This window comes from Pectobacterium aroidearum (genome assembly GCF_041228105.1).
Classification (GTDB): domain Bacteria; phylum Pseudomonadota; class Gammaproteobacteria; order Enterobacterales; family Enterobacteriaceae; genus Pectobacterium; species Pectobacterium aroidearum.
Genome location: NZ_CP166097.1, coordinates 3,024,774 through 3,050,291 on the forward strand (window position 1 = coordinate 3,024,774; position 25,518 = coordinate 3,050,291).

Sequence of the window (25,518 nt, forward strand, 5' to 3'; positions counted from 1 at the left end):
GATTAATTTTAATTACGCGTATTCGGGTTCGTAGTAGTGCTGTAGATGCTCAAAGGTTGAGACTGGCACGATGTCCTGAATACGGCTGTACTGCCGAAGTTTGAGTAATTTCCTGACTTCTGAAGCGGAAATGGCCAGTCCTGAGGTTTGCCGTTTACGTTCAATTTCAACCACGCTTAATGCGGGGGAAGACAACGTCTGGTCTTTCTCCAGCCAGTAGTGCATGTCCTGGTTGTACTGATTCGTCACCGGGCAAAAGGGTTCGGTGCCAACGAAACGCTGGGTGATCCCGAGCGCTGGCGCGATATATTTCCTGAAAATGATTAAATCCAGCGCCGCATGGGCGCGAGTGATGAGCTTCTCTTCTTTCAGGAAATAACCGGGGAACGTCGCTTTAGAGATCATGTAGTTCGAGCCAGCGTGCACAGTGATATTGCGGATGTGCTCCACGCCACGCTGCACCATCTCCAGACGCTCGCTGAAAGGGAAAAAAGAAACATCTTCCCGTACCACGAATACATGCAGCCAGTCGCACGACTGCGCCGCGTGTTCCGCCAGATAGCGGTGCCCCAATGTGAAAGGATTCGCATTCATGACAATCGCGCCGATCTTCTTATCTGTCCGCGTCGCAAGCGTTTCAGGCTGCGCGAAGGCGGCTAAAGACTGGCAATACTGCTGAATGCCAATCGGCGTGTTTTCCATCAGTACTGCGCTGTCCTGATAACACGCCAGCGGATAGAAACCACATCCACGGAAGATGTCGACATTTTCCGGGCGGGTATAAAGAAACAGGTGGAAATGGCCGCGCTGTGCTGCCTGCTGCATCACTTCATTCACCACCTGCACGCCCAGATTGAGGTGCCTGAATTCAGGATCGACCGCAACGCACTTAATGGTGTTGGAAGCCAGCCCTGCGCAGGCGATCAGCCGCCCGCCCAGTTTGCCAACCACAACGATGTCAATATCGTCATCCATGCCGAGCTGACAGTGTGCAAGGAATTGACGTACCGCGCCCCTCTCCTGCTCCCGAAGGCGCACATCCAGCGTGTCAAAAAAGACGGAATCATTGGCATACATCACGGTTCTTCCTGCAACTCGAATGGGTTATGGCATCATTGCAGGCTTGCCGGTTTTCACACCGGCAGCCTTGTACTTACACTTATGCTCAGTGCGCGGCAGCTTCAGCGGCAGTCAGCGTCGATTTCAACGGCGCAGCGGCATCCACTATCGTGTTGCGTAAATGACCGATGTTTTCGATTTCCACTTCAATACAGTCACCAGCGTTCATAAACAGCGGCGGATTGCGTTTTTTCCCCACGCCGCCCGGTGAACCGGTGATGATCACGTCGCCCGCACTCAGTTCAGTGAAGGTGCTGATGTATTCAATCAATTCAGCCACTTTGTGGATCATGCTGCTGGTATTGTCGTCCTGCACCATGCGGCCATTCAGATACGTGCGGATTGCCAGTACATGCGGATCGGGAATTTCATCCGTGGTGGTCAGATAAGGGCCGAACGCCCCGGTTTTCTGCCAGTTCTTGCCTGCGGTAAACCAACTGTGCTGCCAGTCACGCGCAGAGCCGTCCATGTAGCAGCTGTAACCAGCAACATGAGAAAGCGCGACATCCTGAGAAATATTCTGCCCACCTTTACCGATAATGACCGCCAGTTCGCCTTCATAATCGAATTCGCTGGAATAATGCGGTTTAATAACCGGCGTCGCGTGTCCGGTTTGCGAATCCGCAAACCGCACAAATAACGTTGGCGCAGGATTCAGCTCATTAAATTCCTGACGTTTAGCGGCATAATTCATTCCTACGCACAGTATTTTCCCTGGTGCGGTAATAACCGGTAGAAATGTCACATCGGCGACCGCAATATCCGACGTATTCATACTGAATTCATGCGCAACAGGTAGTGCATTCTGCGCGAGTAATGCTTTCAGATCGGGGTAACGGTGACCAATTTTACTGCCGAGATCGATTAATCCCGTTGGCGTATAAATGCCGTAACTGTCCTTACCGTTATAACGATAGCTTGCAAGTTTCATAATATTTCCTGTGCAAAATAAACCCACGCGTATTGGCGGACTTTATTTCGTTAACTCAACTTATTTTTTCAACACACGATTTCTTGGCTCAACATCTTTTATTTTCTGTCTGACATCAGACTAAAAAGTTGGCGAGTACCAGTAGTGAAATCGAAACGTTAATGGCACCGCCGATACGTGTGGCAATCTGCGCGAAGGGCATCAGCACCATACGGTTACCCGCCGTCAGAATCGCGACGTCACCGGTACCGCCCTGTCCGCTCTGGCAGCAGGAAATAATGGCAACATCAATCGGGTGCATACCGATCTTTTTACCCACAAAGAAGCCCGTCGCGACCAGCGTGACTACGGTAGAAATAATCACCAGCAGGTTTTGAATCGTGAAAGCGTTCACCAGTTCCTGCCACGGTGTAATCGCCACGCCAACGGCAAACAGAATCGGGTACGTCACGGAGGTCTGGAAGAATTTATAAACCACCTGAGAGCCTTCCAGCATTTTCGGTGAAACGCCGTGAGCCAACTTCACCAGCACAGCGGCAAACAGCATGCCGACTGGCGCAGGCAGGCCAATGACTTTGTGGCCAAGCATACCGATCATATACAGCAGGATGGCCAGCAGCGCGCCAGAGGCAATGGTCGTCACATCGGCTTTACCGCTAAAGGCAGAAGCAGGGGCACTGCTTTCACCGTTGCCCAGATTGTTGCCTTTATTTGGCATCAGTTCGCCTTCGCCAGTCAGGTGTGGATAGCGTTTACCCAACTGATTCAGCACACCGGCAATGATGATGGCGGTCAGGCTACCCAGCATCACGATCGGCAAGACGCGGCCCAGTGCTACCCCCTGATCCATGTGCAGAATCGTGGCATAGCCGATAGACAGCGGAATGGCACCTTCACCTACCCCACCCGCCATAATCGGCAGAATCAGGAAGAAGAAGATTTGGAACGGATCCAGACCCAGCGCAATACCTACGCCCATGCCCACCAGCATCCCGGCAACTTCACCGCACAGCATAGGGAAGAAAATACGCAGGAAGCCCTGAATCAGCGTCTGTCGATTCATGCTCATAATACTGCCGACAATGATGCAGCAGATGTAGAGATATAGGATGTTGGTACTTTTGTAGAACTTGGTCGTGGATTCAACAACAACGTCCGGCAGCAGGCCATAATGCACCATCGCCGAAGGAATGAAAGTCGCACAGATTGCCGCTGCCCCCATCTTGCCGATAATTGGCAGACGCTTGCCAAATTCACCACAGGCAAATCCAAAGAATGCCAGCGTCGCCACCATCACAACGATGTCGCTCGGCAACTTACCATTCAGGCAGTCGATACCAATTAATACCCCCGCCAGCACAAAAAGCGGCACCGGAATAATACCTACTTTATAGGTATCCAGAATGTGCCACCATTTTTCCTTTAATGAGACCTTCCCAGCCGCCTCATTATTTACAACAATATATGAATCATCAGTCGTACTCATAACTCACTCCCCCGTTTTATTTTGTCAGCGCATCATAGGGTTCAGGGTCGTATTATTATGTGATTCCCTTCAAATTAAAAAATGAGTTTTAAAGGTGTTTATGGTTTTTATGGTTTATATTCGAAAATCGTTTATAACGCAGGCAGTTAGATGAATTTACGCTCAAAATAAATTTTAAGGTTTTTATGGTGTTTATGGTTTTTATTTCCCAAACATAATTATGTTGATAAAAAGTAATTAAGTTGTTTATTAAACAAAAAGGATACGTTTAATTTTATCTTATTATTACCGACACTCTATTGCTTGCAACCTATTTAAACGTGTTATTGCTCACAAGTTTTTTCCTCTCAGTCCATTCTTATTACCATTCGTGATAAATTCATCAGCTATTTCTCATTTACCGTCAGGCAACCGCATATCATGAGATTGAGACTTTCCTTTCATATCAAATTATTTATCTATTTGATCGTCTTCTTCTCTGCGTTACTTCTGATGACAGGCATTTATTATTATCACGATATCGATAAGCAGCTGTATTCCGAGTTGGGTACGCGCGCGCAGGTGCAGGCCAGAGAGATCGCCATCATCCCAACGCTGGTGGAATCGGTAAAAAATAGAGATATTAAACAGATATATACCCTCGCTCAGCAATTAAAACAGCGTAGTGATGCCAGCTATATCGTGGTCGGTGATAATCAGGCGCGTCATCTGTTTCATTCTGAATACGCGGAAAGCGATAAGCTCGTCGGCACGCAAATGGTCGGCGGAGATAATTTCGACGTACTCGCGGGAAAAAGCGTGATTACCGTGCGTCACGGTAGCATAGGTGTCTCACTACGCAGCAAAGCACCGATCGTCGCTGACGGTCAGGTTATCGGTATTGTCTCCGTTGGTTATCTGAAAACTCACATCGACAATCTAACCTTCAGTAAACTGGCGCACATTCTGTTGGCCATTCTGGCGCTCTTTGTCGCACTGTTTATCTTTTCCTGGTGGTTCTCGCGGAATCTGAAAAAGCAGATGTTTGGCCTCGAACCCCTTGAGATTCGCATGTTGGTCAGGCAACAGAAAGCACTGCTCGAATCGATCTATGAAGGGGTCATCGCCATCGACAAACAGCACCGCATCGCCGCCATTAACCATGCGGCCAAAGAGATCCTCGGGCTGAACGAACCGTCCTATCTGTTGCGCGGCAAGCCGATTGATACCGTCATTAAACCCGTGCCTTTTTTCTCTGGCGAGGCCATGTGGAACAGTGACACCCACGATGAGATCTGCCGTTTTAACCATGCCACCGTGATTGCCAGTCGGGTACGGATTATGCTGGAAGATGAGCTTCAGGGCTGGGTCATCAGCTTCCGCAGCAAAAACGATATCCACACGCTTAGCATGCAGCTTAGTCAGGTAAAACGTTATGCAAACAGTCTGCGTATTCTGCGGCATGAGCAATTGAACTGGACAGCAACGCTGGCCGGGCTTCTGCATCTAAAACGTTATGACGAAGCGATAAAATATATTGAAGCACAGTCGGAAAGCGCCCAGGTAGTGCTGGATTTTGTTTCCCGCCGCTTCTGTTCGCCCGCCCTATGCGGGTTACTGCTGGGTAAATACGCAACGGCTCGGGAAAAAGGCATTGAGATTGTTTTCGATCCACGCTGCCAGCTCACCCGTATTCCATCGGCGCTAAGCGAGACGGAATTCATGTCCATCATTGGTAATTTGCTGGATAACGCAATGGAAGCAACATTAGCCACTACAGCCCCACATTATCCTGTCGAGGTGTATATCTATGATAGCGAACAAGAACTGGTCATTGAGGTCGCCGATCAGGGAACGGGGATCGATCCGGCGATTGCCGATAGGCTGTTTGAAATGGGCGTAACCAGTAAAACGCAGGGCGATCACGGGCTGGGGCTGCATCTGGTGTCTAGCTACGTTAACCAGGCGCAGGGAATGATTGAAGTCTCGGCCAATCAGCCGAATGGCAGCATATTTTCCCTATTTATACCGCTATCCCCCAAATAAGTTGAGCTGCCGCGAGTTGCAAGACGCATAGGCAACGTGAAATATGACGGGTGTAACGGATAGCAGATCTTCTTTTATGTTTCAGATACTAACAGGGATTCACACCATGCAGCACACTGAACATTTCGATGTCTTAATCGTTGAAGATGAAAGTAAGCTGGCAACTATTCATGCTGAATTTATTGAAAAGCATTTCAATCTGCGTGTTGTCGGGATTGCCGCGACGCTTTTTGAAGCCAAAAAACTCCTTCAACAACATAGACCACGCCTGATCCTGCTCGATAACTATTTGCCCGACGGCGAAGGCGTCTCACTGATTGAAAGCCAACTGCTCAAAGGGATGGACTGTTCCGTCATTTTTATTACCGCAGCCAGCGATATGAATACCTGCGCTCAGGCCATTCGCTGCGGAGCCTTTGACTACATCATCAAGCCGCTCTCCTACCCGCGACTGCGCTCTTCGCTGGAGCGATTTATTCAATTTGTAAAAACTCAGCACACCTACAAAATTGTCGATCAACAGAACGTCGATATTCTCTATCAGCTGCAATCGTCCGGTGCCGCGCCTTCCTCATCAACAAAAGGTATTGAGGAGAACACGCTGGGGTTGATCAAGCAGATTTTTGCCAGCGATGGCGGTGAGACGCTGTATTCCGTCGATGATATCGTCGAAAAAACCGGGTTGAGTAAAACGACGGCGCGCCGCTATCTGGAGTTTTGCGTTGAAAACCAGTTTCTCGATATCGAAATGCGTTACGGAAAGATTGGTCATCCGCGTCGGCTGTATCGTACAAAGCACGCCCACTAGGTACCACAGCCCTATCCTATGGCGGCGAAATGTGCCGTCACAGGGTATGCAGCAGAGACAGACGCCGATGTAAGATACGATAGATAAAAAGTGCGATAAGAACTCAGGAAAAGAATAGCGCGATTAATCGATCTGTCAGATCCGCCGACATTAATACCAAATTTAACCATTCGTTATTTTTACCCTACTTGTATTTTCAATACGTTTCTCATTCATCCATTTCCTTCTCTATTTTTTAAAAATTAAAAAACAATCAAAATTATCTGTGTTTATTCTTAAACGGTTGCAGTAACGCTTATTGGTAGTTCAACCTGAATGTGGTGTGCCGTTGTCCAACCGCAGGAGAGAAACCTCACGAATTATCATTAGGAAGTTGCTCGAACACTTTCGCATGCCTCAATCTGACAACCGCGCCGCTTCACGTGCGTCTTCCTCTACGCCACGACATGCGCTGTCAAAACGAGTGTCAACGGCAGACAAAAAAGCCGTCTCGCTAGAAAGCGACTGGACGTCTTTTTAACCGCTCACGCCCGGATAGCATCATGTGCATCCGGGCGTATCAAGCATCCTATTCGTGATATCAAAAACCGTGATATCAAAACCCTGATGCATATGATGCTTAGCTCTGCGAACCCTCGTTCAGCGGCATTGTTGATGGATTAGGATATTGATAGTCAAACCCAAGTTCATGGCAGATACGCTGTCCGTCAACAATTCGACCCTGATCGCTCTCGGCTACGGGGGCAAACTGCGGTGGAGACACGTGCAATCTGCGTGCTTGTTCAGGATAAAAATCCTGTCTGGCAGGGTGTTCCGGTGCACACAGGTTATAGATATGTCCACCGTTTGGTAGTTTCAGCAGCAACAGGATAGCCGCCAGCACATCTTCCTGATGCACCAGATTCACGCCATGATTGCCACGCGGCAGATTGGTTTTACCAGCAAGAAAACGCCCGGGATGGCGATCGCCGCCGACCAGCCCTGCCAAACGCAGGATATCCACCGACGTATCGGGTAAATGCTGTAGCCACTGTTCGAGGGACACCAGCGTCTTCCCTGCTACCGTCGTCGGCTGTAGCGGCGAGGTTTCTCTTACTGTACCGCTACCATCACCATAGACCGACGTTGAACTGGTAAAGATAATGCGTGGGACATGAAACACGCGCGCCATATTCACCAACTGCTGTACCGCTTGCGCATACCCTTCGCCCCCCTCCGCCGTTCGGCTGGCGGGCAACGTCACGATCAAGACATCAACCTCTTGTAATAGCGCGCTAAGCTCGTCAGCGTCACATTCCAGTTTTGGCGTCAGAGACAATTGATAGCACTCAATGCCGCTCATACGTGCGGCCTCGACGCCGTCCTGAGTGGTTTTCGTTCCCGTTACGTGGTAGCCGTGTCCATTCAACGTCAAAGCCAGCGGCATACCCAGCCAGCCCAATCCAACAATCGATACTTTTTTCATCTGCCGTTCTCCCCTGCAAGGAGCCTGTTAAGTAACACTACGCACGCCTACAGAGTAAACGGCTTTCATACCTATCGCTACGGCTGCCTGTCCGATTTCAGTAACCCTTTCTGCCTATCACAAGCCGATATCCCGTGCGGTTAGGCTGGCGCATCACACAACCCAAAATGAACTGCCTACATCTGCTAAAAAAATGTTGCACAACAACCCGAACATGGTTTAGGTTATTCGACAGACAAATCGTTATTGATTTAATAAATACTGACACAACCAAGAGACAACTTATGACACGCGTTCTGTTTAACCACCATCATCACCATCATCCTGATTAGTCTTTCGGGCAGTTGGTGCTGGAAGACGTTAAGATCTTCCAGTGGCGCAGAACACAAAGAGAGCCCTCGGAAGATCATCTTCCGAGGGTTTTTTTATGCGCGCTATCCTTGCGCGCACCTTGCAGGCCGTTGCTATGCAACGTTAAAAAACGTTCCCGACGTTTTTTTATGCTCGCTCTATTTCCAAAAATTTAAATTTGACAGGTTAATGAGGTTTCCATGCTGGATAAAACACGTTTACGGATAGCAATGCAGAAGTCAGGCCGCCTGAGCGACGATTCACGCGAACTGCTGGCGCGCTGCGGGATCAAAATCAACTTACAGCAACAGCGCCTGATTGCGTTCGCAGAAAATATGCCGATTGATATCCTGCGCGTGCGCGATGATGATATCCCCGGTCTGGTAATGGATGGCGTGGTCGATCTGGGCATCATCGGCGAAAACGTGCTGGAAGAAGAACTGTTAAACCGCCGCGCTCAGGGCGAAGATCCGCGTTACTTCACGCTGCGCCGTCTGGATTTTGGCGGCTGCCGCCTGTCGCTGGCGATGCCATTGGACGAAGCCTATACCGGTCCTGAGTGTCTGCAAAACAAACGTATCGCCACCTCTTATCCTCACCTGCTCAAACAATATCTCGACAGAAAATCTGTCAGCTTCAAATCCTGTCTGCTTAACGGTTCTGTCGAAGTTGCACCGCGTGCTGGTCTGGCCGATGCCATCTGCGATCTGGTATCGACCGGTGCCACGCTGGAAGCCAACGGCCTGCGTGAAGTGGAAGTGATTTACCGCTCCAAAGCCTGCCTGATTCAACGCGACGGCGAGATGCCCGCAGAGAAACAACAGCTGATCGATAAACTGCTGACCCGTATGCAGGGCGTGATTCAGGCGCGCGAGTCAAAATACATCATGCTGCACGCGCCTAGCGAACGTCTGGAAGAAGTCATTTCCCTGCTGCCCGGCGCCGAGCGTCCAACCATTCTGCCACTGGCGGGTGACCAAAGTCGCGTCGCCATGCACATGGTCAGCAGCGAAACGCTGTTCTGGGAAACGATGGAAAAACTGAAATCGTTGGGTGCCAGTTCCATTCTGGTTCTGCCGATTGAAAAAATGATGGAGTGATGACGATGGCTGATAACACCAACAGCACCGGCAGTTTCAGCACGCTCGTCGACTGGCAGCGCTGCTCAGCAGAAGAGCAGCGTCAGCTACTGACTCGCCCGGCCATTTCCGCGTCAGACCGCATCACCGCCATCGTGAGCGATATTCTGGCAAACGTAAAAAGCCGTGGTGATAGCGCCCTGCGCGACTACAGCGCCCAGTTTGACAAAGTTCAGGTAGAGGCGATTCGCGTCACCGATGCCGAGATCGCCGCAGCCGCGGCGCGTCTGGGTGATGACGTCAAACAGGCGATGGCGATCGCCGTGCGTAATATCGAAACATTCCACAACGCGCAAAAGCTGCCGACTGTCGATATCGAAACGCAGCCGGGCGTGCGTTGCCAGCAGCTCACTCGCCCTATCGCGACCGTCGGCCTGTATATCCCTGGCGGTTCCGCCCCGCTGCCGTCAACCGTGTTGATGCTGGGAACGCCTTCGCGCATCGCCGGCTGCGGTCGCGTGGTGCTGTGTTCACCGCCGCCGATTGCCGATGAAATTCTGTATGCCGCCCAGCTGTGCGGCATTAAAGAAGTCTTTCAGCTCGGCGGCGCGCAAGCGATTGCTGCGATGGCGTTTGGCACAGAGAGCGTGCCGAAAGTAGACAAAATTTTTGGCCCTGGCAATGCGTACGTCACGGAAGCCAAGCGTCAGGTTAGTCAGCAGCTTGATGGCGCAGCCATTGATATGCCCGCCGGTCCTTCCGAAGTGCTGGTGATCGCCGACAGCGGCGCAACGCCCGCGTTTGTTGCCTCCGACCTGCTGTCGCAAGCAGAGCACGGCCCAGATTCACAGGTCATTCTGCTCACGCCAGACGCAGCAATGGCTAAAGCCGTGGCGGACGCCGTTGAAGAACAGCTCACGCAACTGTCCCGTGCAGACATCGCGCGTCAGGCACTTGCCAGTAGCCGCGTCATCGTCGCACGTGATTTGGCGCAGTGCGTTGAGATCAGCAATCAATATGGCCCAGAGCACCTGATCATCCAGACGCGCGATGCCGAATCACTGGTTGATAGCATCACCAGCGCCGGTTCCGTGTTCCTCGGCGACTGGTCGCCGGAGTCCGCTGGCGACTACGCCTCCGGTACTAACCACGTTCTGCCGACCTATGGTTATACCTCAACCTATTCAAGCCTGGGTCTGGCCGATTTCCAGAAGCGCATGACCGTACAGCAGCTCACGCCGCAGGGGTTACTGCAACTGGCACCGACGATAGAAACATTGGCACAGGCCGAACAGCTAACTGCCCACAAAAACGCCGTTACCCTGCGTGTCGCAGCACTGAAGGAGCAAGCATGAGCAGCATTGAACAACTGGCACGTGCCAACGTCCGTGCGTTAACCCCCTACCAGTCTGCCCGTCGTCTGGGCGGCAACGGCGATGTTTGGCTGAACGCCAATGAATACCCGGAAGCCCCCGCGTTTCAATTGACGCTACAGACGCTGAACCGCTACCCGGAATGTCAGCCGGTACAGGTCATCAACCGTTACGCCGAGTATGCGGGTGTTCAGCCGGAGCAGGTTCTGGTCAGCCGCGGTGCCGACGAAGGTATCGAATTACTGATCCGTGCATTCTGCGAACCGGGGAAAGACGCCATCCTGTTCTGTCCTCCGACCTACGGTATGTATGCCGTTAGCGCCGAAACGTTTGGTGTAGAACGTCGCACCGCAGCCAGTAAAGCTGACTGGCAGTTGGATCTTGAGTCTATCGAGGCGCAGTTGGATGGTACCAAAGTCATTTACGTTTGCAGCCCGAATAACCCGACCGGCAACCTGATTGCACGAGAAGATTTACGCCAGTTGCTCACGATGGCACAGGGAAAAGCGCTGGTCGTTATCGATGAAGCCTATATTGAATTCTGCCCGCAGGCGACTACCGCGGTCTGGCTGGACGAGTTTCCTCATTTGGTAATTCTGCGTACCTTGTCTAAAGCCTTTTCGCTCGCCGGATTGCGCTGTGGCTTTACGCTGGCAAACCCTGAAGTGATTCAGCTTCTGCTGAAAGTTATTGCCCCTTATCCTCTGTCCACCCCCGTGGCAGATATTGCGGCGCAGGCGCTGAGCCGTGAAGGGATCGCCAAAATGAAGGCGAATGTTGAGGAGATTACATCCGCTCGCCGCTGGCTGAGCGATGCCTTAAAAGACATTCCCTGCATTGAAGAAGTCTTCCCCAGCGAAAGCAACTATCTGCTGGTTCGTTTTACCGCCTCCCCGTCTGTATTTAAAACACTGTGGGATCAGGGCATTATTCTGCGTGACCAAAATAAGCAACCGAGCCTTGCAGGCTGTTTGCGCATTACTATCGGCAACCGCTACGAATGCGAACGCGTTGTTGCTGCATTACAATCACTGCCGGGCATCAACGCTTAATTTTAAGGAGCTCACGTGGGCCAGAAATACCTCTTTATCGACCGTGACGGAACATTGATTGCTGAACCGCCTGAGGATTTTCAGGTTGACCGTCTGGATAAACTGGCGCTGGAACCAGATGTCATTCCCTCGCTGCTGGCGCTGCAAAAAGCTGGCTATACGCTGGTGATGATCACGAATCAGGATGGACTGGGAACCGAAAGCTTTCCGCAAGAAACCTTCGATCCACCGCACAACCTGATGATGCAGATTCTGACATCGCAGGGCATCCAGTTTGAACAAGTGCTGATTTGCCCACACTTGCCAGCGGATAACTGCGCTTGCCGCAAACCCAGAACCGAACTGGTCACCAGCTATTTGAATAATGGCCTGATGGATGTGGCAAATAGCTACGTCATCGGCGACCGCCAGACCGATATCCAACTGGCGCAAAACATGGGCATTACTGGCCTGCTCTACCAGCGCGGCGGGTTGAACTGGCAAGCGATTACCAACCAGTTAACCAAGCGTAATCGCCATGCCCACGTTAACCGCGTTACGCGCGAAACCGCGATTGACGTGAACGTCTGGCTGGATCAGGAAGGCGGCAGCAAAATCAACACTGGCGTCGGATTCTTCGATCACATGCTGGATCAAATCGCCACCCACGGCGGCTTCCGCATGAATATTGAAGTGAAAGGCGATCTGTACATTGACGATCACCACACGGTGGAAGATACCGGTCTGGCGCTGGGCGAAGCGTTGAATAAAGCGCTGGGTGACAAACGCGGTATTGGTCGCTTTGGCTTTGTCCTGCCAATGGATGAATGTCTGGCACGCTGTGCGCTGGATATTTCCGGGCGTCCGCATCTGGAATATAAGGCGGAGTTCAGCTACCAGCGTGTGGGCGACCTGAGCACGGAAATGGTCGAGCACTTCTTCCGCTCGCTGTCCTATTCCATGGCCTGTACGCTGCACCTGAAAACCAAGGGGCGTAACGATCATCACCGTGTGGAAAGCCTGTTTAAAGTCTTCGGACGCACGCTGCGCCAGGCAATTCGCGTCGAGGGTGATACGCTGCCGAGCTCGAAAGGAGTGCTCTGATGAAGGTCGTCATTCTTGATACCGGCTGCGCCAACCTCTCTTCGGTAACCTATGCCGTTCAGCGATTGGGGTATACCCCCGTAGTCAGTCGCGAGGCCGAGATAGTCCTGCAGGCAGATAAACTGTTTCTGCCGGGCGTTGGCACCGCGCAGGCGGCGATGAATCAACTGGAAGAGCGTGAACTGATCGCGCTGATCAAAGCCTGTACTCAACCGGTTCTCGGTATTTGCCTCGGCATGCAATTGCTGGGGACACACAGCGACGAAAATGGTGGCATCCCCACGCTGGGGATTGTCGATTCGCCAGTGCAAAAGATGGTTGACCACGGCTTGCCGCTACCACACATGGGCTGGAATCAGGTGATTCCGAAGGCCGGACACCGTTTATTCCGCGATATCGATGACGGTGCCTATTTCTATTTCGTTCACAGCTACGCCATGCCAGTTTGCGAAAACACGATTGCCCAAGCCAACTACGGCGAAGCATTCACTGCCGCGCTGGAAAAAGATAATTTCTTTGGCGTGCAATTCCACCCAGAGCGCTCAGGTGCTGCGGGTGCGCAACTGCTGAAAAACTTTCTGGAGATGTAGAGCGTCATGATTATTCCCGCATTAGATCTGATTGATGGACAGGTTGTCCGTCTGCATCAGGGTGATTATGGCCAACAGCGCCAGTACGGCAGCGACCCGCTTCCACGCCTGCAGGATTACCAGCAGCAAGGGGCTGGCGTGCTGCACTTGGTGGATTTAACTGGTGCAAAAGATCCTTCTGCCCGCCAGATTCCGCTATTAACCACGCTGTTGGCTGGCGTTAGCGTACCAGTTCAGATCGGCGGCGGCATTCGCACCGAACAGGACGTGGAAGCGTTATTAAAAGCTGGCGCCAGCCGTGTCGTTATCGGCTCCACTGCCGTGAAACAGCCGGAATTGGTTCAGCAATGGTTCACCCGCTACGGCGCAGAAGCGCTGGTGCTGGCGCTGGACGTGCGTATTGACGCCAACGGCACAAAGTTCGTCGCCATCAGCGGCTGGCAGGAAAATTCTGACGCCACGCTTGAGCAGGTCGTCGAGCAATATTTGCCGTTCGGTCTGAAGCATGTACTGTGTACTGACATTTCCCGTGACGGTACGCTGAGCGGCTCCAACGTCGAGCTCTATCGTGAAATCAGCCAGCGCTACCCGCAGATTGCCTTTCAGGCATCCGGTGGTATAGGTAACCTGACAGATATCGCCAATTTGCGCGGCAGCGGTGTGCAAGGCGTGATCGTAGGTCGTGCGCTGCTGGAAGGTAAATTTAACGTCGCGGAGGCTATTTCATGCTGGCAAAACGGATAATCCCTTGTCTGGACGTGCGTAACGGTCAGGTCGTCAAAGGTGTGCAGTTCCGCAATCACGAAATCATCGGTGACATCGTGCCGCTGGCGCAGCGCTACGCGCAGGAAGGTGCTGATGAGCTCGTGTTTTATGATATTACCGCCTCTTCCGATGGCCGAGTGGTCGATAAAAGTTGGGTATCCCGCGTTGCCGAAGTTATCGATATTCCCTTTTGCGTGGCAGGCGGTATTAAAAGCGTGGAAGAAGCAGGCCAAATTCTCTCTTTCGGCGCGGATAAAATTTCCATCAACTCACCGGCACTGGCCGACCCAGAGCTGATTACCCGACTGGCCGATCGTTATGGCGTGCAGTGCATCGTCGTCGGGATTGATACCTGGCACGATGCCTCGACGGGCCGCTACCACGTTAATCAATACACAGGCGATGAAGCACGTACCAAGGTCACCACCTGGGAAACGCTGGACTGGGTAGAAGAAGTGCAAAAGCGCGGCGCGGGTGAGATTGTACTGAACATGATGAATCAGGACGGCGTGCGCAACGGCTATGATTTACACCAGCTCAATCTGGTGCGTGATGTCTGCAACGTCCCGCTTATTGCTTCCGGCGGCGCAGGCACCATGGAACATTTTCTGGATGCATTCCAAACAGCCCATGTAGATGGCGCGCTGGCAGCATCGGTGTTTCACAAGCAAATTATTAATATTGGCGAGTTGAAACAATATCTTAAGCAACAGGGTGTGGAGATTCGAGTGTGTTAAGCGAAAAGTTCTTTCTAAACGACGAACAACGGAACCAACTCGATTGGGAAAAAACGGACGGCATGCTGCCGGTTGTCGTGCAACACGCAGTATCCGGTGAAGTATTGATGCTGGGCTACATGAATCAGGATGCCTTGCAGGCCACGGAGAAAAGCGGAAAAGTCACGTTTTTCTCGCGTACCAAACAGCGGTTGTGGACCAAAGGTGAATCTTCGGGACATTTCCTGAATGTCGTCTCTATTACGCCAGACTGCGATAACGATACGCTGCTGATTCTGGTTAACCCAATCGGGCCAACCTGTCATCTGGGCACCAGCAGCTGCTTCTCGCCTGCTGCCAGCGACTGGACGTTCCTCTATCAGTTGGAACAGTTGCTGGCCGAGCGTAAGCACGCCGATCCAGATAGCTCGTATACCGCACGCCTGTATGCCAGCGGCACCAAGCGTATTGCGCAGAAAGTGGGTGAGGAAGGACTGGAAACCGCATTAGCAGCAACGGTGCATGACCGCGAGGAACTGACCAACGAAGCCGCCGATTTAATGTACCACTTGCTGGTGCTGTTGCAGGATCAAGATTTGGATCTGGCGACCATCATCAATCGTCTGAAAGAGCGTCACAATAAGTAAGCTTTCCCCCGCGTTATCGGTCAATGATAACGCGGGGCTTTAGCATGATGCGACGTTAAGAATGACCCGTTCCTGAATACACTTTACGTCCTCCTTTCCAGGTTTCCAGAACCGGGATATCACGCATATCTTTGACCGGATTATTCTTGTCTGCTGAGTCATAGGTCAGCGGAGAATCCGCCAAAATAACAAAATCAGCACATTTACCTGCAACGAGCGAACCGACCCACTGATCTGCATGACATTGCCAGGCAGCATCATAGGTTGTGGCTTTCAGTGCAGCAAAACGGGAAATCCGTTCTTGCTCACACAGCACAGCAGGAGTCGCCTGTTGAGGTGCACCTTCCATCACCCGTGAAATAGCCTGTTCCATCATGCGCAGCGGACCAAGCGGTGTAACACCGTTATCGCTGTGTAGCGTAATCCTCATCCCATGATTAAGTGCGGTCTGGCAGCGATCGAGGTGATTAGCCCGACCTTCTCCCAATATGGTTTTCTGAAATGCCCAGCCCCAATACCCCACATGACCAATCAAGAAACTCGGCGAAATACCACATGACACCATTTCAGACAGATGATCATCACTCAGCAGGGATGCATGTTCCAGACGATCGCGGCGCTGTTCATAGGTATCAGATGTCACGCCAGCCTCTTGAAATGACGCTAATGTCAGACTAATGGCCTCATCGCCATTCGTATGAATCATCAACGGCCATTTATGTTGCACAACGCTACTCACCAACGTATTGATGTCCGTGAGAGGATCGAAGTTGAAAGCACCAGCATTTGTTTCACTCGGCGTTTTTTCATAGCGGCTGTTACAACAATACGGCTTGGACTGATACCCCGTCAGCCCTTGATTAGAGCCATCCGAAATAATCTTGATATACGGTAAGTGAAAATGTTCATCACCGTAGCCTGGGGAGTAAGAATCGACCACGTGACTCTTGAAATCACCATCACTCGTCACGAGCAGCGCGCCGCCAATTCGCACCGGGCAGCCCGGCAGATGCGCCCATTTATCCAGCAAGCTCACTTGATCAAAAGCAGACTGCTCGCTTTTGGGTTCAACGCCCGCATCAAGCATATAAGTCACACCGCGCTGACTCGCCACACCAAACAAATGATGCACTGCGGCAACTAACTTCGCCGCCAATTCTGTTTGGGAGTAACTACTGGTAATGACGTCCACAACAGGCTTTATACCCGTGATTTCGTTCAGAATACCGTCCGATGGAGCATCAACGCCTTTAGTTTTGACAAGTTTAATGGCACAGGTATTGATATAGGCAATGTGCATCGAGGCATTGATGACAAAAACGGGTCGTTTATCCGTCACATGTTCATCAAGAATGGTGGCATTGAATTCCTTCTCTCCACCAATAAACAAGGAAGGGTCTGCACCAAAGCCAATAAGCCAGTCCGAATCCGACTTTGCCGCCACCTTCGTAGCCAGGCTGGATGTCACCCAATCTCTATTATAATCTTTGCGTAATGTCTGTTCTTCAAACGGGCTAACATCATTGCCGATAGCAGATAACATCGCCGTATTAATGATATGTACATGCGGTTCAATCAGGCCTGGCAACAGTGCTTGATTACCTGATAATAGGTGCTCCGATGTGTTTTTCGGCATTTTGGCCTTCACATCCTGGTATGAACCCGTTGCAACCACGAGTCCATCATGAATCCCCATCGCTTCAACCGCCACGTCCTGCCCATCCTCTAGCGTCAGAATCGCTTTTCCAGGACTACCATCTTTATTTGGCGCAGAGCGGAATAATTTCGTTTCGGTAAACAGACTATTTTCTTCTTCCGGGATATCAATTGACGTTTTAGGGAGAAATGATTTCCACAGAGGGCTGCAACAGGAACAGCTTATGCCGCCGGAATGACCACACGCTTCACTCATACACTTTCCTTATTTAGAGATAACGCATTAGAAATGTTAATGTTCCGAATGAAAAATAGGTAACAACCTTCAAAACTTCAACGTCCAAACGGTTGAAAATCAAAAAATTCATATTTCGTGTGCGGGCGGTCACTTAACCTATGGAATGGCAGGAAAAAAAGAGGCATATAGCGTGGTGTTTTTCTGAACGGCCAGTCGGTCACATCATCAGTCGTGCAGTCGTTCGGAAAGAAGAAGAACGATAAACATAAAAAAGCACCCAATATAGGGTGCTTTTATAAGGCTGGTATTTATGGCTAACGATTAACCATAAATGTTAGCGCGGTCGCGGAGTTCCTTGCCCGGTTTAAAGTGAGGGACATACTTACCTTCCAGCTCAACTTTATCACCCGTTTTCGGATTACGACCTACACGCGGTGCACGGTAGTGAAGTGAAAAGCTGCCAAACCCACGGATTTCTATACGATCGCCTTCGGCTAACGTAGAAGCCATTTGTTCGAGCATTTCTTTCACTGCATCCTCAACCACTTTGGCCGGGATATGAGATTGCTGTCCAGCAAGCCTTTCAATAAGTTCAGACTTGGTCATAGCTCCTCCAAATGCGTGGCTATCAATAACCAGGATAACTGACTACCGTTACAAGAATGAGCAACTTACGTTGCTCATTCTACCGTTGTGATTACTCGCCTTTAGCTGCTTTGAACGCTTCTGCCATTGCGTTGGAGAAATTGCTTTCTTCAGGCTTGTTGTTGACAGTTGCGATTGCATCTTTCTCGTCAGCTTCGTCTTTCGCACGAACAGACAGGCTAACAACGCGGTTTTTACGATCAACACCGGTGTATTTCGCTTCAACGCTGTCGCCAACGTTCAGAACCAGTGTTGCGTCTTCAACGCGGTCGCGAGAGGCTTCAGAAGCACGCAGGTAGCCTTCTACGCCGTCTGCTAATTCAACTGTAGCACCTTTGGCGTCAACTGCTGTAACTTTACCAGTAACAATAGCACCTTTCTTGTTAACAGACAGGTAGTTATTGAACGGATCTTCAGCCAGTTGTTTCACGCCCAGGGAGATACGCTCGCGCTCTGCGTCAACCTGCAGAACAACAGCGGCGATTTCATCACCTTTCTTGTATTCGCGAACGGCTTCTTCGCCAGCCACGTTCCAGGAGATGTCGGACAGGTGCACCAGACCATCGATGCCGCCGTCCAGGCCGATGAAGATACCGAAGTCAGTGATAGACTTGATTTTACCTTCAACGCGGTCGCCCTTGTTGTGGGTTTCTGCGAACAGCTGCCATGGGTTAGATTTGCACTGTTTCAGGCCCAGAGAGATACGACGACGTTCTTCGTCGATATCCAGAACCATCACTTCCACTACATCACCAACGTTAACAACTTTGGATGGGTGGATGTTTTTGTTGGTCCAATCCATTTCGGAAACGTGTACCAGGCCTTCAACGCCTTCTTCGATTTCAACGAAGCAGCCGTAGTCAGTCAGGTTGGTCACGCGGCCAGTCAGACGCGTGCTTTCTGGGTAACGTTTAGCGATAGCAACCCATGGATCTTCGCCCAGTTGTTTCAGGCCCAGAGATACACGAGTACGCTCGCGGTCGAACTTCAGCACTTTAACAGTGATTTCGTCGCCCACATTGACGATTTCGCTTGGGTGTTTAACACGTTTCCAAGCCATATCAGTGATATGCAGCAGGCCATCAACGCCGCCCAGATCAACGAATGCACCGTAGTCAGTAAGGTTCTTAACGATACCTTTAACTTCCATGCCTTCCTGCAGGTTTTCCAGCAGTTGATCGCGCTCAGCGCTGTTTTCAGATTCGATAACTGCACGGCGGGAAACAACAACGTTGTTGCGTTTCTGATCCAGCTTGATAACTTTGAACTCAAGCTCTTTGCCTTCCAGATGCAGCGTGTCGCGAACCGGACGAACGTCTACCAGAGAACCTGGCAGGAACGCACGAATGCCGTTCAGCTCAACAGTGAAACCGCCTTTAACTTTACCGTTGATAATACCAGTAACAGTTGCAGCTTCTTCGTAGGCTTTTTCCAGCGTCAGCCATGCTTCATGACGTTTAGCTTTTTCGCGAGAAAGCAGCGTTTCACCGAAGCCATCTTCGATAGCGTCCAGAGCAACGTCAACTTCATCACCAACCTGAATTTCCAGTTCGCCTTGTGCGTTCTTGAATTGCTCTACCGGAATGGCAGATTCAGATTTCAGACCGGCGTCAACCAGTACGACATCTTTGTCAATAGCAACAACAACACCGCGTACGATGGAACCAGGACGGGTTTCGATTTCTTTCAGGGATTCTTCAAAGAGTTGAGCAAAAGATTCAGTCATGTTGATAATCTTAAGGGTTTCAATTTAACGTCCATCTGGCATCCTGCTCGATGGGGTTGTTTAACATGCCCCGCTGTGCATCCTTACAACGAGGTAAAAATTCTGTGTTCTGTGATTACGCTAAAATTTCGCGGGCATAAGCCAACGCGCGCGCTATCACTTCATCAATTGTCATTTCCGTTGAATCCAGCACCAACGCATCGGCAGCAGGTACTAACGGTGCAACGGGGCGGTTGCGATCGCGCTCATCCCGTTCTTTTATCTCAGACAAAAGACGTTCAAAGTTAACATTAAAGCCCTTCCCCTGCAACTGTAGCATGCGACGTTGTGCCCGTTCTTCCGCGCTGGCATCCAGGAAAATCTTCACAGGCGCATCAGGAAAGACCACCGTACCCATATCACGGCCATCGGCAATCAACCCCGGAGCCTCACGGAAAGCGCGCTGCCGACGTAACAAGGCTTCACGAACGCGAGGAAATGCCGCAGCCTGAGAAGCCGTATTACCTACCGCTTCGGTACGAATTTCGTGGCTAACGTCTTCGCCTTCCAGAATGACTTTTAGCTGCCCGCCTTCGGCAACAAAGCGCACGTCAAGATGAGAGGCCAGCGGGACCAGCGCATCTTCGGAACTGATATCGACATGGTGGTGTAACGCTGCCAGAGCCAAAACACGATAGATAGCTCCCGAGTCCAGCAGATTCCACTGTAAAGCTTCAGCCAATGCCTTACACAAGGTACCTTTGCCTGCGCCGCTCGGTCCGTCAACCGTAACTACCGGTGCCATCACCGTCATTTCTCTCTCCTTTAATACTGGGAAGTTCCGCTTATGCCGTTTTATGGCATCACGGAGCCTCATTATACGCATCAATGCAGAGAAAGGTTACCCCAATGCCGGAATGGTGGGAAAAATAAGGCATTCTCTGAATGCAGTGCGCAATTCAGAAAGAAAAACAGAGCGCTGTTTAAGAGAAGCAGAGCAAGAAAAAAGGCACGGAGACCGTGCCTTAGAGAGGAATCAAGCCAGTTCGCTGAGGCGCGCCAGCTGTTCAAAGTAGTCGGGGAAGGTTTTGGCGGTACATTTCGGATCGAGAATTGTGACCGGTGTGTCCGACAGCGCCACGAGCGAGAAACACATCGCCATACGGTGATCGTTGTATGTCCCGATTTCTGCTGCTTTCAGCTTGGCTGGCGGTGTAATGCGAATGTAGTCGTTACCCTCTTCCACTTCCGCCCCCACTTTACGCAGCTCAATCGCCATGGCAGCCAGACGATCCGTCTCTTTCACACGCCAGTTATAGATATTACGCAGCGTAGTCGTGCCGCCCTGTGCGAAAAGCGCCGCCGTTGCGATAGTCATCGCAGCATCTGGGATGTGGTTCATATCCATGTCGATTGCGTGCAGTTCGCCGCGTTCGCATTCAATATAATCCTCACCCCAGCGCACGGTCGCCCCCATTCTTTCCAGAACATCGGCGAAGCGGATATCACCCTGCACGCTATTACGGCCAACACCGGTCACGCGCACAACGCCGCCCTTGATCGCCGCCGCTGCCAGAAAGTAAGAAGCCGATGACGCATCGCCTTCCACCAGATAATCACCCGGTGAGCGGTACTGCTGGCATCCGGCGACAAAAAAGCGTTGGTAGTTCTCATTACGTACTTCAATCCCAAACGCTTTCATCATATGCAGCGTAATATCGATATACGGTTTAGAAACCAGATCGCCCTGAATGCTGATTTGCGTATCCTGCGCGGCCAGAGGTGCGGTCATCAACAGTGCCGTCAGGAACTGGCTGGATACACTACCGTCTACGCTGATTTCGCCGCCCTGAAAACCACCATGCAGACGAAGCGGTGGATAGTTTTCCTGCTCCAGATAGTCAATTCTTGCCCCGCCCTGACGCAGCGCGTCGACCAGATGCCCGATTGGACGCTCTTTCATACGGGGCTCACCCGTCAGCACAATATCACCATCCGTCAGACATAAGGCCGCGGCCAGTGGACGCATCGCCGTACCTGCATTTCCTAAAAACAGCTCCAGCGGTTGCGATGCCGTAAACGCACCACCCAGACCGGTAATCTCACACACGGTCCGATCGGATGACAGATGATATCCCACACCCAGCGCCGTTAAAGCAGTCAGCATATGGCGGACATCGTCACTATCTAACAGGTTAGTCAGGCGAGTCTTACCTTCGGACAACGCAGCCAGTAAAAGCGCGCGGTTAGAGACGCTTTTTGATCCTGGAAGGTTAAGGGTACCGTTAATCAGTTTAATGGGTTGTAGGGTCAGGGATTCCTGCATGTAAAGCCTATTCTTTCAACGTGGACATAAAAACCCCGGCAAGCCCGGGGTTTATAAAAATGTATATACCCGTCATACTTCAAGTTGCATGTGCGTTGGCTACGTTTAGTCACCCGAATCACTTACTTGAGTAAGCTCATCGGGATGCCTTCTCTTGCCGCCTGCCTGAAACTCGAATTATTTAGGGTATAGCGAGGTGGTATTAATTAACCGTGGCGACGTGCGAAGTCAGCCATAAATTCAGTCAGCGCTTTCACGCCTTCCAACGGCATGGCGTTGTAGATGGAAGCACGCATGCCCCCCACTACGCGATGGCCTTTCAGCGCATGCAAGCCCGCCGCAACGGACTCTTCCAGGAAGACTTTATCGAGCGCGGCATCTGCCAGCAGGAACGGCACGTTCATGCGAGAACGGTTCGCTACCGCGACGTCATTATGATAGAAATCATTACCGTCAATGGCGCTATACAGCAGGTCGGCTTTCTCCTGGTTGCGCTTTTCCATTTCAGCCAGACCGCCATGCTCTTTCAGCCATTTGAAGACCATACCGGACAGATACCAGGCAAAGGTCGGCGGCGTGTTAAACATGGAGTCATTGTCCGCCAGAATCTGATAATCCAGAATCGATGGTAGTTCACGGCGCGCTTTGCCCAGCAGATCGTCACGTACGATAACCAACGTCAGACCCGCAGGACCGATATTTTTCTGTGCACCGGCGTAGATCACACCGTAGCGGCTGACGTCAATACGACGAGACAGGATGCTGGAAGAATAGTCGGCGACCACAATTTTATCGCCAAAATCCGGCTCTTCTTCGATCGCAATACCATCAATGGTTTCATTCGGGCAGTAATGCACAAATGCCGCGTCATCAGACAATTGCCATTCACGCATCGGCTTAACGCCACGCAGGCCGTCTACGCGCGTTTTCACGTCAATCACATTAGGCGTACAGTACTTTTCTGCTTCATTGACCGCACTGTGCGCCCAGTATCCGCCATCGATATAGTCCGCCGTTGAGCGCTCACCCAAGAGATTTAATGGCACTGCCGCAAATTGTGCGCGAGCACCGCCGTGGCAAAAAAGCACTTTGTAGTTGGAGGGGATTTTCAGCAAATCACGCAGATTTTGTTCGGATTCAGCGGCAACCTGCATAAACTCTTTACTACGGTGGCTGATTTCCATGACCGATGTACCCAGGCCATTCCAATTACACAATTCCTGTTCAGCACGACGCAGTACTTCAACCGGCAGCATTGCTGGACCGGCGCTAAAATTAAAAATCTGAGTCATTTCCCCTCACCACACCTGAAAAATAGCGGCTGTTTTATCACCGTGTTACAAATACCATTTTTATAAACCTGTCGGTTATAAAAATACCGCTGTTACGAGATAGTAGTTATAACGGAATGACCGCCATAACCACATTACTTTTACCCTGCTATCGGTTTTATCACTCGTCCATCGCGGCTGCAACGCTTATTGCGCTTTCATTATGCAAAACGGCACGTTACGGAGTCTGTTCTTTTTCACCGTTGCCAATCTGTTATGAATAAATAGAGTCTGGACAGAAAAATCCGTATCATGCCGCTTCCGCTAATCTCGATAAGAGTGAACACCATGACCCAAACGTTTATCCCAGGCAAAGACGCCGCCCTGGAAGATTCCATCGCCCGTTTTCAACAACAGCTCCAAGACCTGGGGTTTAACATCGAAGAAGCGTCATGGCTGAACCCGGTGCCAAACGTCTGGTCTGTCCATATTCGAGACCGCGATTGCCCGCTCTGCTTCACTAACGGCAAAGGCGCCAGTAAGAAAGCAGCATTAGCCTCTGCGTTAGGGGAATATTTCGAACGTCTGTCTACTAACTATTTCTTCGCTGATTTCTATCTCGGCAAGACCATCGCCAACGGCGATTTCGTTCACTACCCGAATGAAAAATGGTTCCCAATTCCAGAAGATGACACATTGCCAGAAGGTATCCTGGATGCACGCCTGCACAAATTTTATGATCCTGAGCAGGAACTGAGCGCCAGCGATCTCATCGACCTGCAATCTGGCAATGCCGACAGAGGCATTTGCGCACTACCGTTTACTCGTCAGTCCGATCAGCAAACCGTCTATATTCCGATGAATATCATCGGCAACTTGTACGTTTCTAACGGCATGTCCGCCGGGAACACCGCCAACGAAGCCCGCGTTCAAGGGCTGTCCGAAGTGTTCGAACGCAGCATCAAAAACCGCATCATTGCCGAGTCCATCAGCCTGCCAGAAATTCCGCAAGCGGTGCTGAACCGCTACCCTGGTGTGGTCGAAGCCATTGCGACACTGGAGAAAGAAGGCTTCCCAATTTTCTCTTACGATGCCTCACTGGGCGGGAAATATCCGGTTATCTGCGTGGTTCTGTTTAACCCGGCTAACGGTACCTGCTTTGCCTCCTTCGGCGCGCACCCGGATTTCGGCGTGGCGCTGGAGCGTACCGTCACCGAGCTGCTGCAAGGTCGCGGACTGAAAGATCTAGATGTGTTCACCCCGCCGACGTTCGATGATGAAGAAGTGGCCGAACACGCTAATCTGGAAACCCACTTTATCGATTCCAGCGGTCTGATCTCCTGGGATATGTTCAAGAAAGAAGCGGATTATGAATTTGCCGACTGGAGCTTTAAAGGGTCGACGGAAGAAGAATTCGCCACGCTAATGGCGATCTTCAAGCAGGAAGATAAAGAAGTTTACATTGCCGATTATGAGCATCTGTCGGTTTATGCCTGCCGCATCATCGTGCCGGGAATGTCAGATATCTACCCTGCTGACGATCTGTTATTGGCCAACAACAGCATGGGTGCTCACCTGCGCGATACGTTGCTGGCGCTGCCTGATAGCAAGTGGGAGCAAGAAGACTATCTGGCTCTGTTACAACAGCTTGATGACGAAGGGCTGGACGACTTCACCCGTGTACGCGAACTGCTCGGCATTGCCACCGGCAAAGATAATGGCTGGTTTACTCTGCGTGTTGGCGAATTAAAAGCCATGCTGGCGCTGGCCGGCGGCGATCTGGATCAAGCGCTAAGCTGGACAGAGTGGACGCAAGACTTCAATGATTCGGTCTTTACGGCGCAACGCAGCAACTATTACCGTTGCCTTCAGACCCTGCTGTTACTGGCTCAGGAGCCTGAGCGTAACCCGGCAGAATATTACGACGCCTTTACCAAAATGTACGGCAGTGAAACGGTCGATGCCGCCAGCGCCGCCGTTGCTGGCGAAGCCTGCTTCTACGGCTTGTTTGCCGTGGATGACACCTTTACCACTTTACCTGCACACCAGTCGCTGCTGGCTGCCTATGAGAAGCTGCAACAGGCTAAACGTCGTTACTGGCAGGCAAAATAATGGCCGACTGATGCAGCCAGCGTGCGTCTTATATTGATGGACGCGCTATTGCAAATAGCAATCTGCCTGTAGCCA

22 protein-coding genes and 1 other annotated feature are annotated in these 25,518 nt (G+C 51.3%); of the genes, 12 read left to right on the top strand and 10 right to left on the bottom strand.

Annotated elements, in window-relative coordinates; genetic code table 11:
• Positions 1-12: 12 nt before the first annotated feature.
• The 3 genes from citC to AB8809_RS13865 all read right to left on the bottom strand — a co-directional run bounded on the left by citC (position 13) and on the right by AB8809_RS13865 (position 3,536).
• Positions 13-1,077, bottom strand: a complete 1,065-nt coding sequence (gene citC, locus AB8809_RS13855; RefSeq protein WP_256600015.1) for a [citrate (pro-3S)-lyase] ligase — start codon at positions 1,075-1,077, stop codon at positions 13-15.
• 88 nt (positions 1,078-1,165) lie between these two features.
• The gene (locus tag AB8809_RS13860; RefSeq protein WP_181828403.1) at positions 1,166-2,050 is read right to left on the bottom strand and encodes a fumarylacetoacetate hydrolase family protein; all 885 of its coding nucleotides are present in this window, start codon (positions 2,048-2,050) and stop codon (positions 1,166-1,168) included.
• 115 nt (positions 2,051-2,165) lie between these two features.
• The gene (locus tag AB8809_RS13865) at positions 2,166-3,536 is read right to left on the bottom strand and encodes a 2-hydroxycarboxylate transporter family protein (protein WP_015840001.1); all 1,371 of its coding nucleotides are present in this window, start codon (positions 3,534-3,536) and stop codon (positions 2,166-2,168) included.
• A gap of 420 nt (positions 3,537-3,956) precedes the next feature.
• Between AB8809_RS13865 and AB8809_RS13870 the strand changes: the two genes are divergently transcribed.
• A complete protein-coding gene (locus AB8809_RS13870) occupies positions 3,957-5,561 on the top strand; it encodes a sensor histidine kinase (RefSeq protein ID WP_349856350.1) in 1,605 nt (534 codons plus the stop codon).
• A gap of 106 nt (positions 5,562-5,667) precedes the next feature.
• Positions 5,668-6,369, top strand: coding sequence for a response regulator (locus AB8809_RS13875; RefSeq protein ID WP_180776969.1), 702 nt, complete (start codon positions 5,668-5,670; stop codon positions 6,367-6,369).
• Positions 6,370-6,988: 619 nt separating this feature from the next.
• On the opposite strand, the gene AB8809_RS13880 is transcribed toward AB8809_RS13875, so the two are convergent.
• Positions 6,989-7,834, bottom strand: a complete 846-nt coding sequence (locus tag AB8809_RS13880; RefSeq protein WP_349856351.1) for an SDR family oxidoreductase — start codon at positions 7,832-7,834, stop codon at positions 6,989-6,991.
• Between the two features lie 284 nt (positions 7,835-8,118).
• Between AB8809_RS13880 and hisL the strand changes: the two genes are divergently transcribed.
• From hisL to hisIE, 9 genes are all read left to right on the top strand, one after another.
• Positions 8,119-8,166, top strand: a complete 48-nt coding sequence (gene hisL, locus AB8809_RS13885) for a his operon leader peptide (RefSeq protein WP_106389040.1) — start codon at positions 8,119-8,121, stop codon at positions 8,164-8,166.
• Positions 8,142-8,263 (top strand) — a sequence feature (His leader region). It overlaps the preceding gene by 25 nt.
• A 122-nt stretch (positions 8,264-8,385) precedes the next feature.
• Positions 8,386-9,285, top strand: a complete 900-nt coding sequence (gene hisG / locus AB8809_RS13890; RefSeq protein ID WP_181844282.1) for an ATP phosphoribosyltransferase — start codon at positions 8,386-8,388, stop codon at positions 9,283-9,285.
• Positions 9,286-9,290: 5 nt separating this feature from the next.
• The gene (gene hisD / locus AB8809_RS13895; RefSeq protein ID WP_349856353.1) at positions 9,291-10,619 is read left to right on the top strand and encodes a histidinol dehydrogenase; all 1,329 of its coding nucleotides are present in this window, start codon (positions 9,291-9,293) and stop codon (positions 10,617-10,619) included.
• Positions 10,616-11,689 (top strand): histidinol-phosphate transaminase, encoded by a 1,074-nt coding sequence (gene hisC / locus AB8809_RS13900; protein ID WP_181846600.1) that lies wholly within the window; start codon positions 10,616-10,618, stop codon positions 11,687-11,689. The genes hisD and hisC overlap by 4 nt, the downstream gene beginning before the upstream one ends.
• A gap of 15 nt (positions 11,690-11,704) precedes the next feature.
• On the top strand, positions 11,705-12,772 hold the full coding sequence (gene hisB, locus AB8809_RS13905) for a bifunctional histidinol-phosphatase/imidazoleglycerol-phosphate dehydratase HisB (protein ID WP_180776973.1): 1,068 nt from the start codon (positions 11,705-11,707) through the stop codon (positions 12,770-12,772).
• Complete coding sequence (hisH, locus tag AB8809_RS13910; protein ID WP_015839992.1) at positions 12,772-13,362, top strand: imidazole glycerol phosphate synthase subunit HisH; 591 nt, start codon at positions 12,772-12,774, stop codon at positions 13,360-13,362. The genes hisB and hisH overlap by 1 nt, the downstream gene beginning before the upstream one ends.
• Positions 13,363-13,368: 6 nt before the next feature.
• Positions 13,369-14,106, top strand: a complete 738-nt coding sequence (gene hisA / locus AB8809_RS13915; protein ID WP_005967577.1) for a 1-(5-phosphoribosyl)-5-[(5-phosphoribosylamino)methylideneamino]imidazole-4-carboxamide isomerase — start codon at positions 13,369-13,371, stop codon at positions 14,104-14,106.
• Positions 14,088-14,864: an imidazole glycerol phosphate synthase subunit HisF gene (gene hisF, locus AB8809_RS13920; protein ID WP_181828400.1), complete on the top strand. Its 777-nt coding sequence runs from the start codon at positions 14,088-14,090 to the stop codon at positions 14,862-14,864. Before hisA ends, hisF begins: the two co-directional genes overlap by 19 nt.
• Complete coding sequence (gene hisIE / locus AB8809_RS13925; RefSeq protein ID WP_349856354.1) at positions 14,858-15,490, top strand: bifunctional phosphoribosyl-AMP cyclohydrolase/phosphoribosyl-ATP diphosphatase HisIE; 633 nt, start codon at positions 14,858-14,860, stop codon at positions 15,488-15,490. Before hisF ends, hisIE begins: the two co-directional genes overlap by 7 nt.
• A 55-nt stretch (positions 15,491-15,545) precedes the next feature.
• On the opposite strand, the gene AB8809_RS13930 is transcribed toward hisIE, so the two are convergent.
• From AB8809_RS13930 to serC, 6 genes are all read right to left on the bottom strand, one after another.
• Positions 15,546-17,402, bottom strand: coding sequence for an amidohydrolase (locus AB8809_RS13930; RefSeq protein ID WP_349856355.1), 1,857 nt, complete (start codon positions 17,400-17,402; stop codon positions 15,546-15,548).
• A 303-nt stretch (positions 17,403-17,705) separates the two neighbouring features.
• Positions 17,706-17,990, bottom strand: a complete 285-nt coding sequence (ihfB, locus tag AB8809_RS13935; protein WP_005967571.1) for an integration host factor subunit beta — start codon at positions 17,988-17,990, stop codon at positions 17,706-17,708.
• 91 nt (positions 17,991-18,081) lie between these two features.
• Entirely contained in the window at positions 18,082-19,755 is a 1,674-nt protein-coding gene (gene rpsA / locus AB8809_RS13940; RefSeq protein ID WP_015839988.1) for a 30S ribosomal protein S1, read from the bottom strand.
• A gap of 115 nt (positions 19,756-19,870) precedes the next feature.
• The gene (gene cmk / locus AB8809_RS13945) at positions 19,871-20,548 is read right to left on the bottom strand and encodes a (d)CMP kinase (RefSeq protein ID WP_015839987.1); all 678 of its coding nucleotides are present in this window, start codon (positions 20,546-20,548) and stop codon (positions 19,871-19,873) included.
• 222 nt (positions 20,549-20,770) lie between these two features.
• Entirely contained in the window at positions 20,771-22,060 is a 1,290-nt protein-coding gene (aroA, locus tag AB8809_RS13950; protein WP_349856356.1) for a 3-phosphoshikimate 1-carboxyvinyltransferase, read from the bottom strand.
• A gap of 206 nt (positions 22,061-22,266) precedes the next feature.
• On the bottom strand, positions 22,267-23,352 hold the full coding sequence (gene serC / locus AB8809_RS13955) for a 3-phosphoserine/phosphohydroxythreonine transaminase (RefSeq protein ID WP_181828396.1): 1,086 nt from the start codon (positions 23,350-23,352) through the stop codon (positions 22,267-22,269).
• Positions 23,353-23,679: 327 nt separating this feature from the next.
• Here serC and ycaO point away from each other — a divergent pair, with 327 nt between their 5' ends.
• Positions 23,680-25,443 carry a 30S ribosomal protein S12 methylthiotransferase accessory factor YcaO gene (gene ycaO / locus AB8809_RS13960; protein WP_349856358.1) on the top strand — a complete coding sequence of 588 codons (1,764 nt, stop codon included), beginning with the start codon at positions 23,680-23,682 and terminating at the stop codon, positions 25,441-25,443.
• Positions 25,444-25,518: the final 75 nt, after the last annotated feature.

Coding starts and splice junctions, on each gene's coding strand:
- citC (WP_256600015.1), bottom strand. CDS start 1,077: ATGTATGCCAATGATTCCGTCTTTTTTGACACGCTGGATGTGCGCCTT.
- AB8809_RS13860 (WP_181828403.1), bottom strand. CDS start 2,050: ATGAAACTTGCAAGCTATCGTTATAACGGTAAGGACAGTTACGGCATT.
- AB8809_RS13865 (WP_015840001.1), bottom strand. CDS start 3,536: ATGAGTACGACTGATGATTCATATATTGTTGTAAATAATGAGGCGGCT.
- AB8809_RS13870 (WP_349856350.1), top strand. CDS start 3,957: ATGAGATTGAGACTTTCCTTTCATATCAAATTATTTATCTATTTGATC.
- AB8809_RS13875 (WP_180776969.1), top strand. CDS start 5,668: ATGCAGCACACTGAACATTTCGATGTCTTAATCGTTGAAGATGAAAGT.
- AB8809_RS13880 (WP_349856351.1), bottom strand. CDS start 7,834: ATGAAAAAAGTATCGATTGTTGGATTGGGCTGGCTGGGTATGCCGCTG.
- hisG (WP_181844282.1), top strand. CDS start 8,386: ATGCTGGATAAAACACGTTTACGGATAGCAATGCAGAAGTCAGGCCGC.
- hisD (WP_349856353.1), top strand. CDS start 9,291: ATGGCTGATAACACCAACAGCACCGGCAGTTTCAGCACGCTCGTCGAC.
- hisC (WP_181846600.1), top strand. CDS start 10,616: ATGAGCAGCATTGAACAACTGGCACGTGCCAACGTCCGTGCGTTAACC.
- hisH (WP_015839992.1), top strand. CDS start 12,772: ATGAAGGTCGTCATTCTTGATACCGGCTGCGCCAACCTCTCTTCGGTA.
- hisA (WP_005967577.1), top strand. CDS start 13,369: ATGATTATTCCCGCATTAGATCTGATTGATGGACAGGTTGTCCGTCTG.
- hisF (WP_181828400.1), top strand. CDS start 14,088: ATGCTGGCAAAACGGATAATCCCTTGTCTGGACGTGCGTAACGGTCAG.
- AB8809_RS13930 (WP_349856355.1), bottom strand. CDS start 17,402: ATGAGTGAAGCGTGTGGTCATTCCGGCGGCATAAGCTGTTCCTGTTGC.
- ihfB (WP_005967571.1), bottom strand. CDS start 17,990: ATGACCAAGTCTGAACTTATTGAAAGGCTTGCTGGACAGCAATCTCAT.
- rpsA (WP_015839988.1), bottom strand. CDS start 19,755: ATGACTGAATCTTTTGCTCAACTCTTTGAAGAATCCCTGAAAGAAATC.
- cmk (WP_015839987.1), bottom strand. CDS start 20,548: ATGACGGTGATGGCACCGGTAGTTACGGTTGACGGACCGAGCGGCGCA.
- aroA (WP_349856356.1), bottom strand. CDS start 22,060: ATGCAGGAATCCCTGACCCTACAACCCATTAAACTGATTAACGGTACC.
- serC (WP_181828396.1), bottom strand. CDS start 23,352: ATGACTCAGATTTTTAATTTTAGCGCCGGTCCAGCAATGCTGCCGGTT.
- ycaO (WP_349856358.1), top strand. CDS start 23,680: ATGACCCAAACGTTTATCCCAGGCAAAGACGCCGCCCTGGAAGATTCC.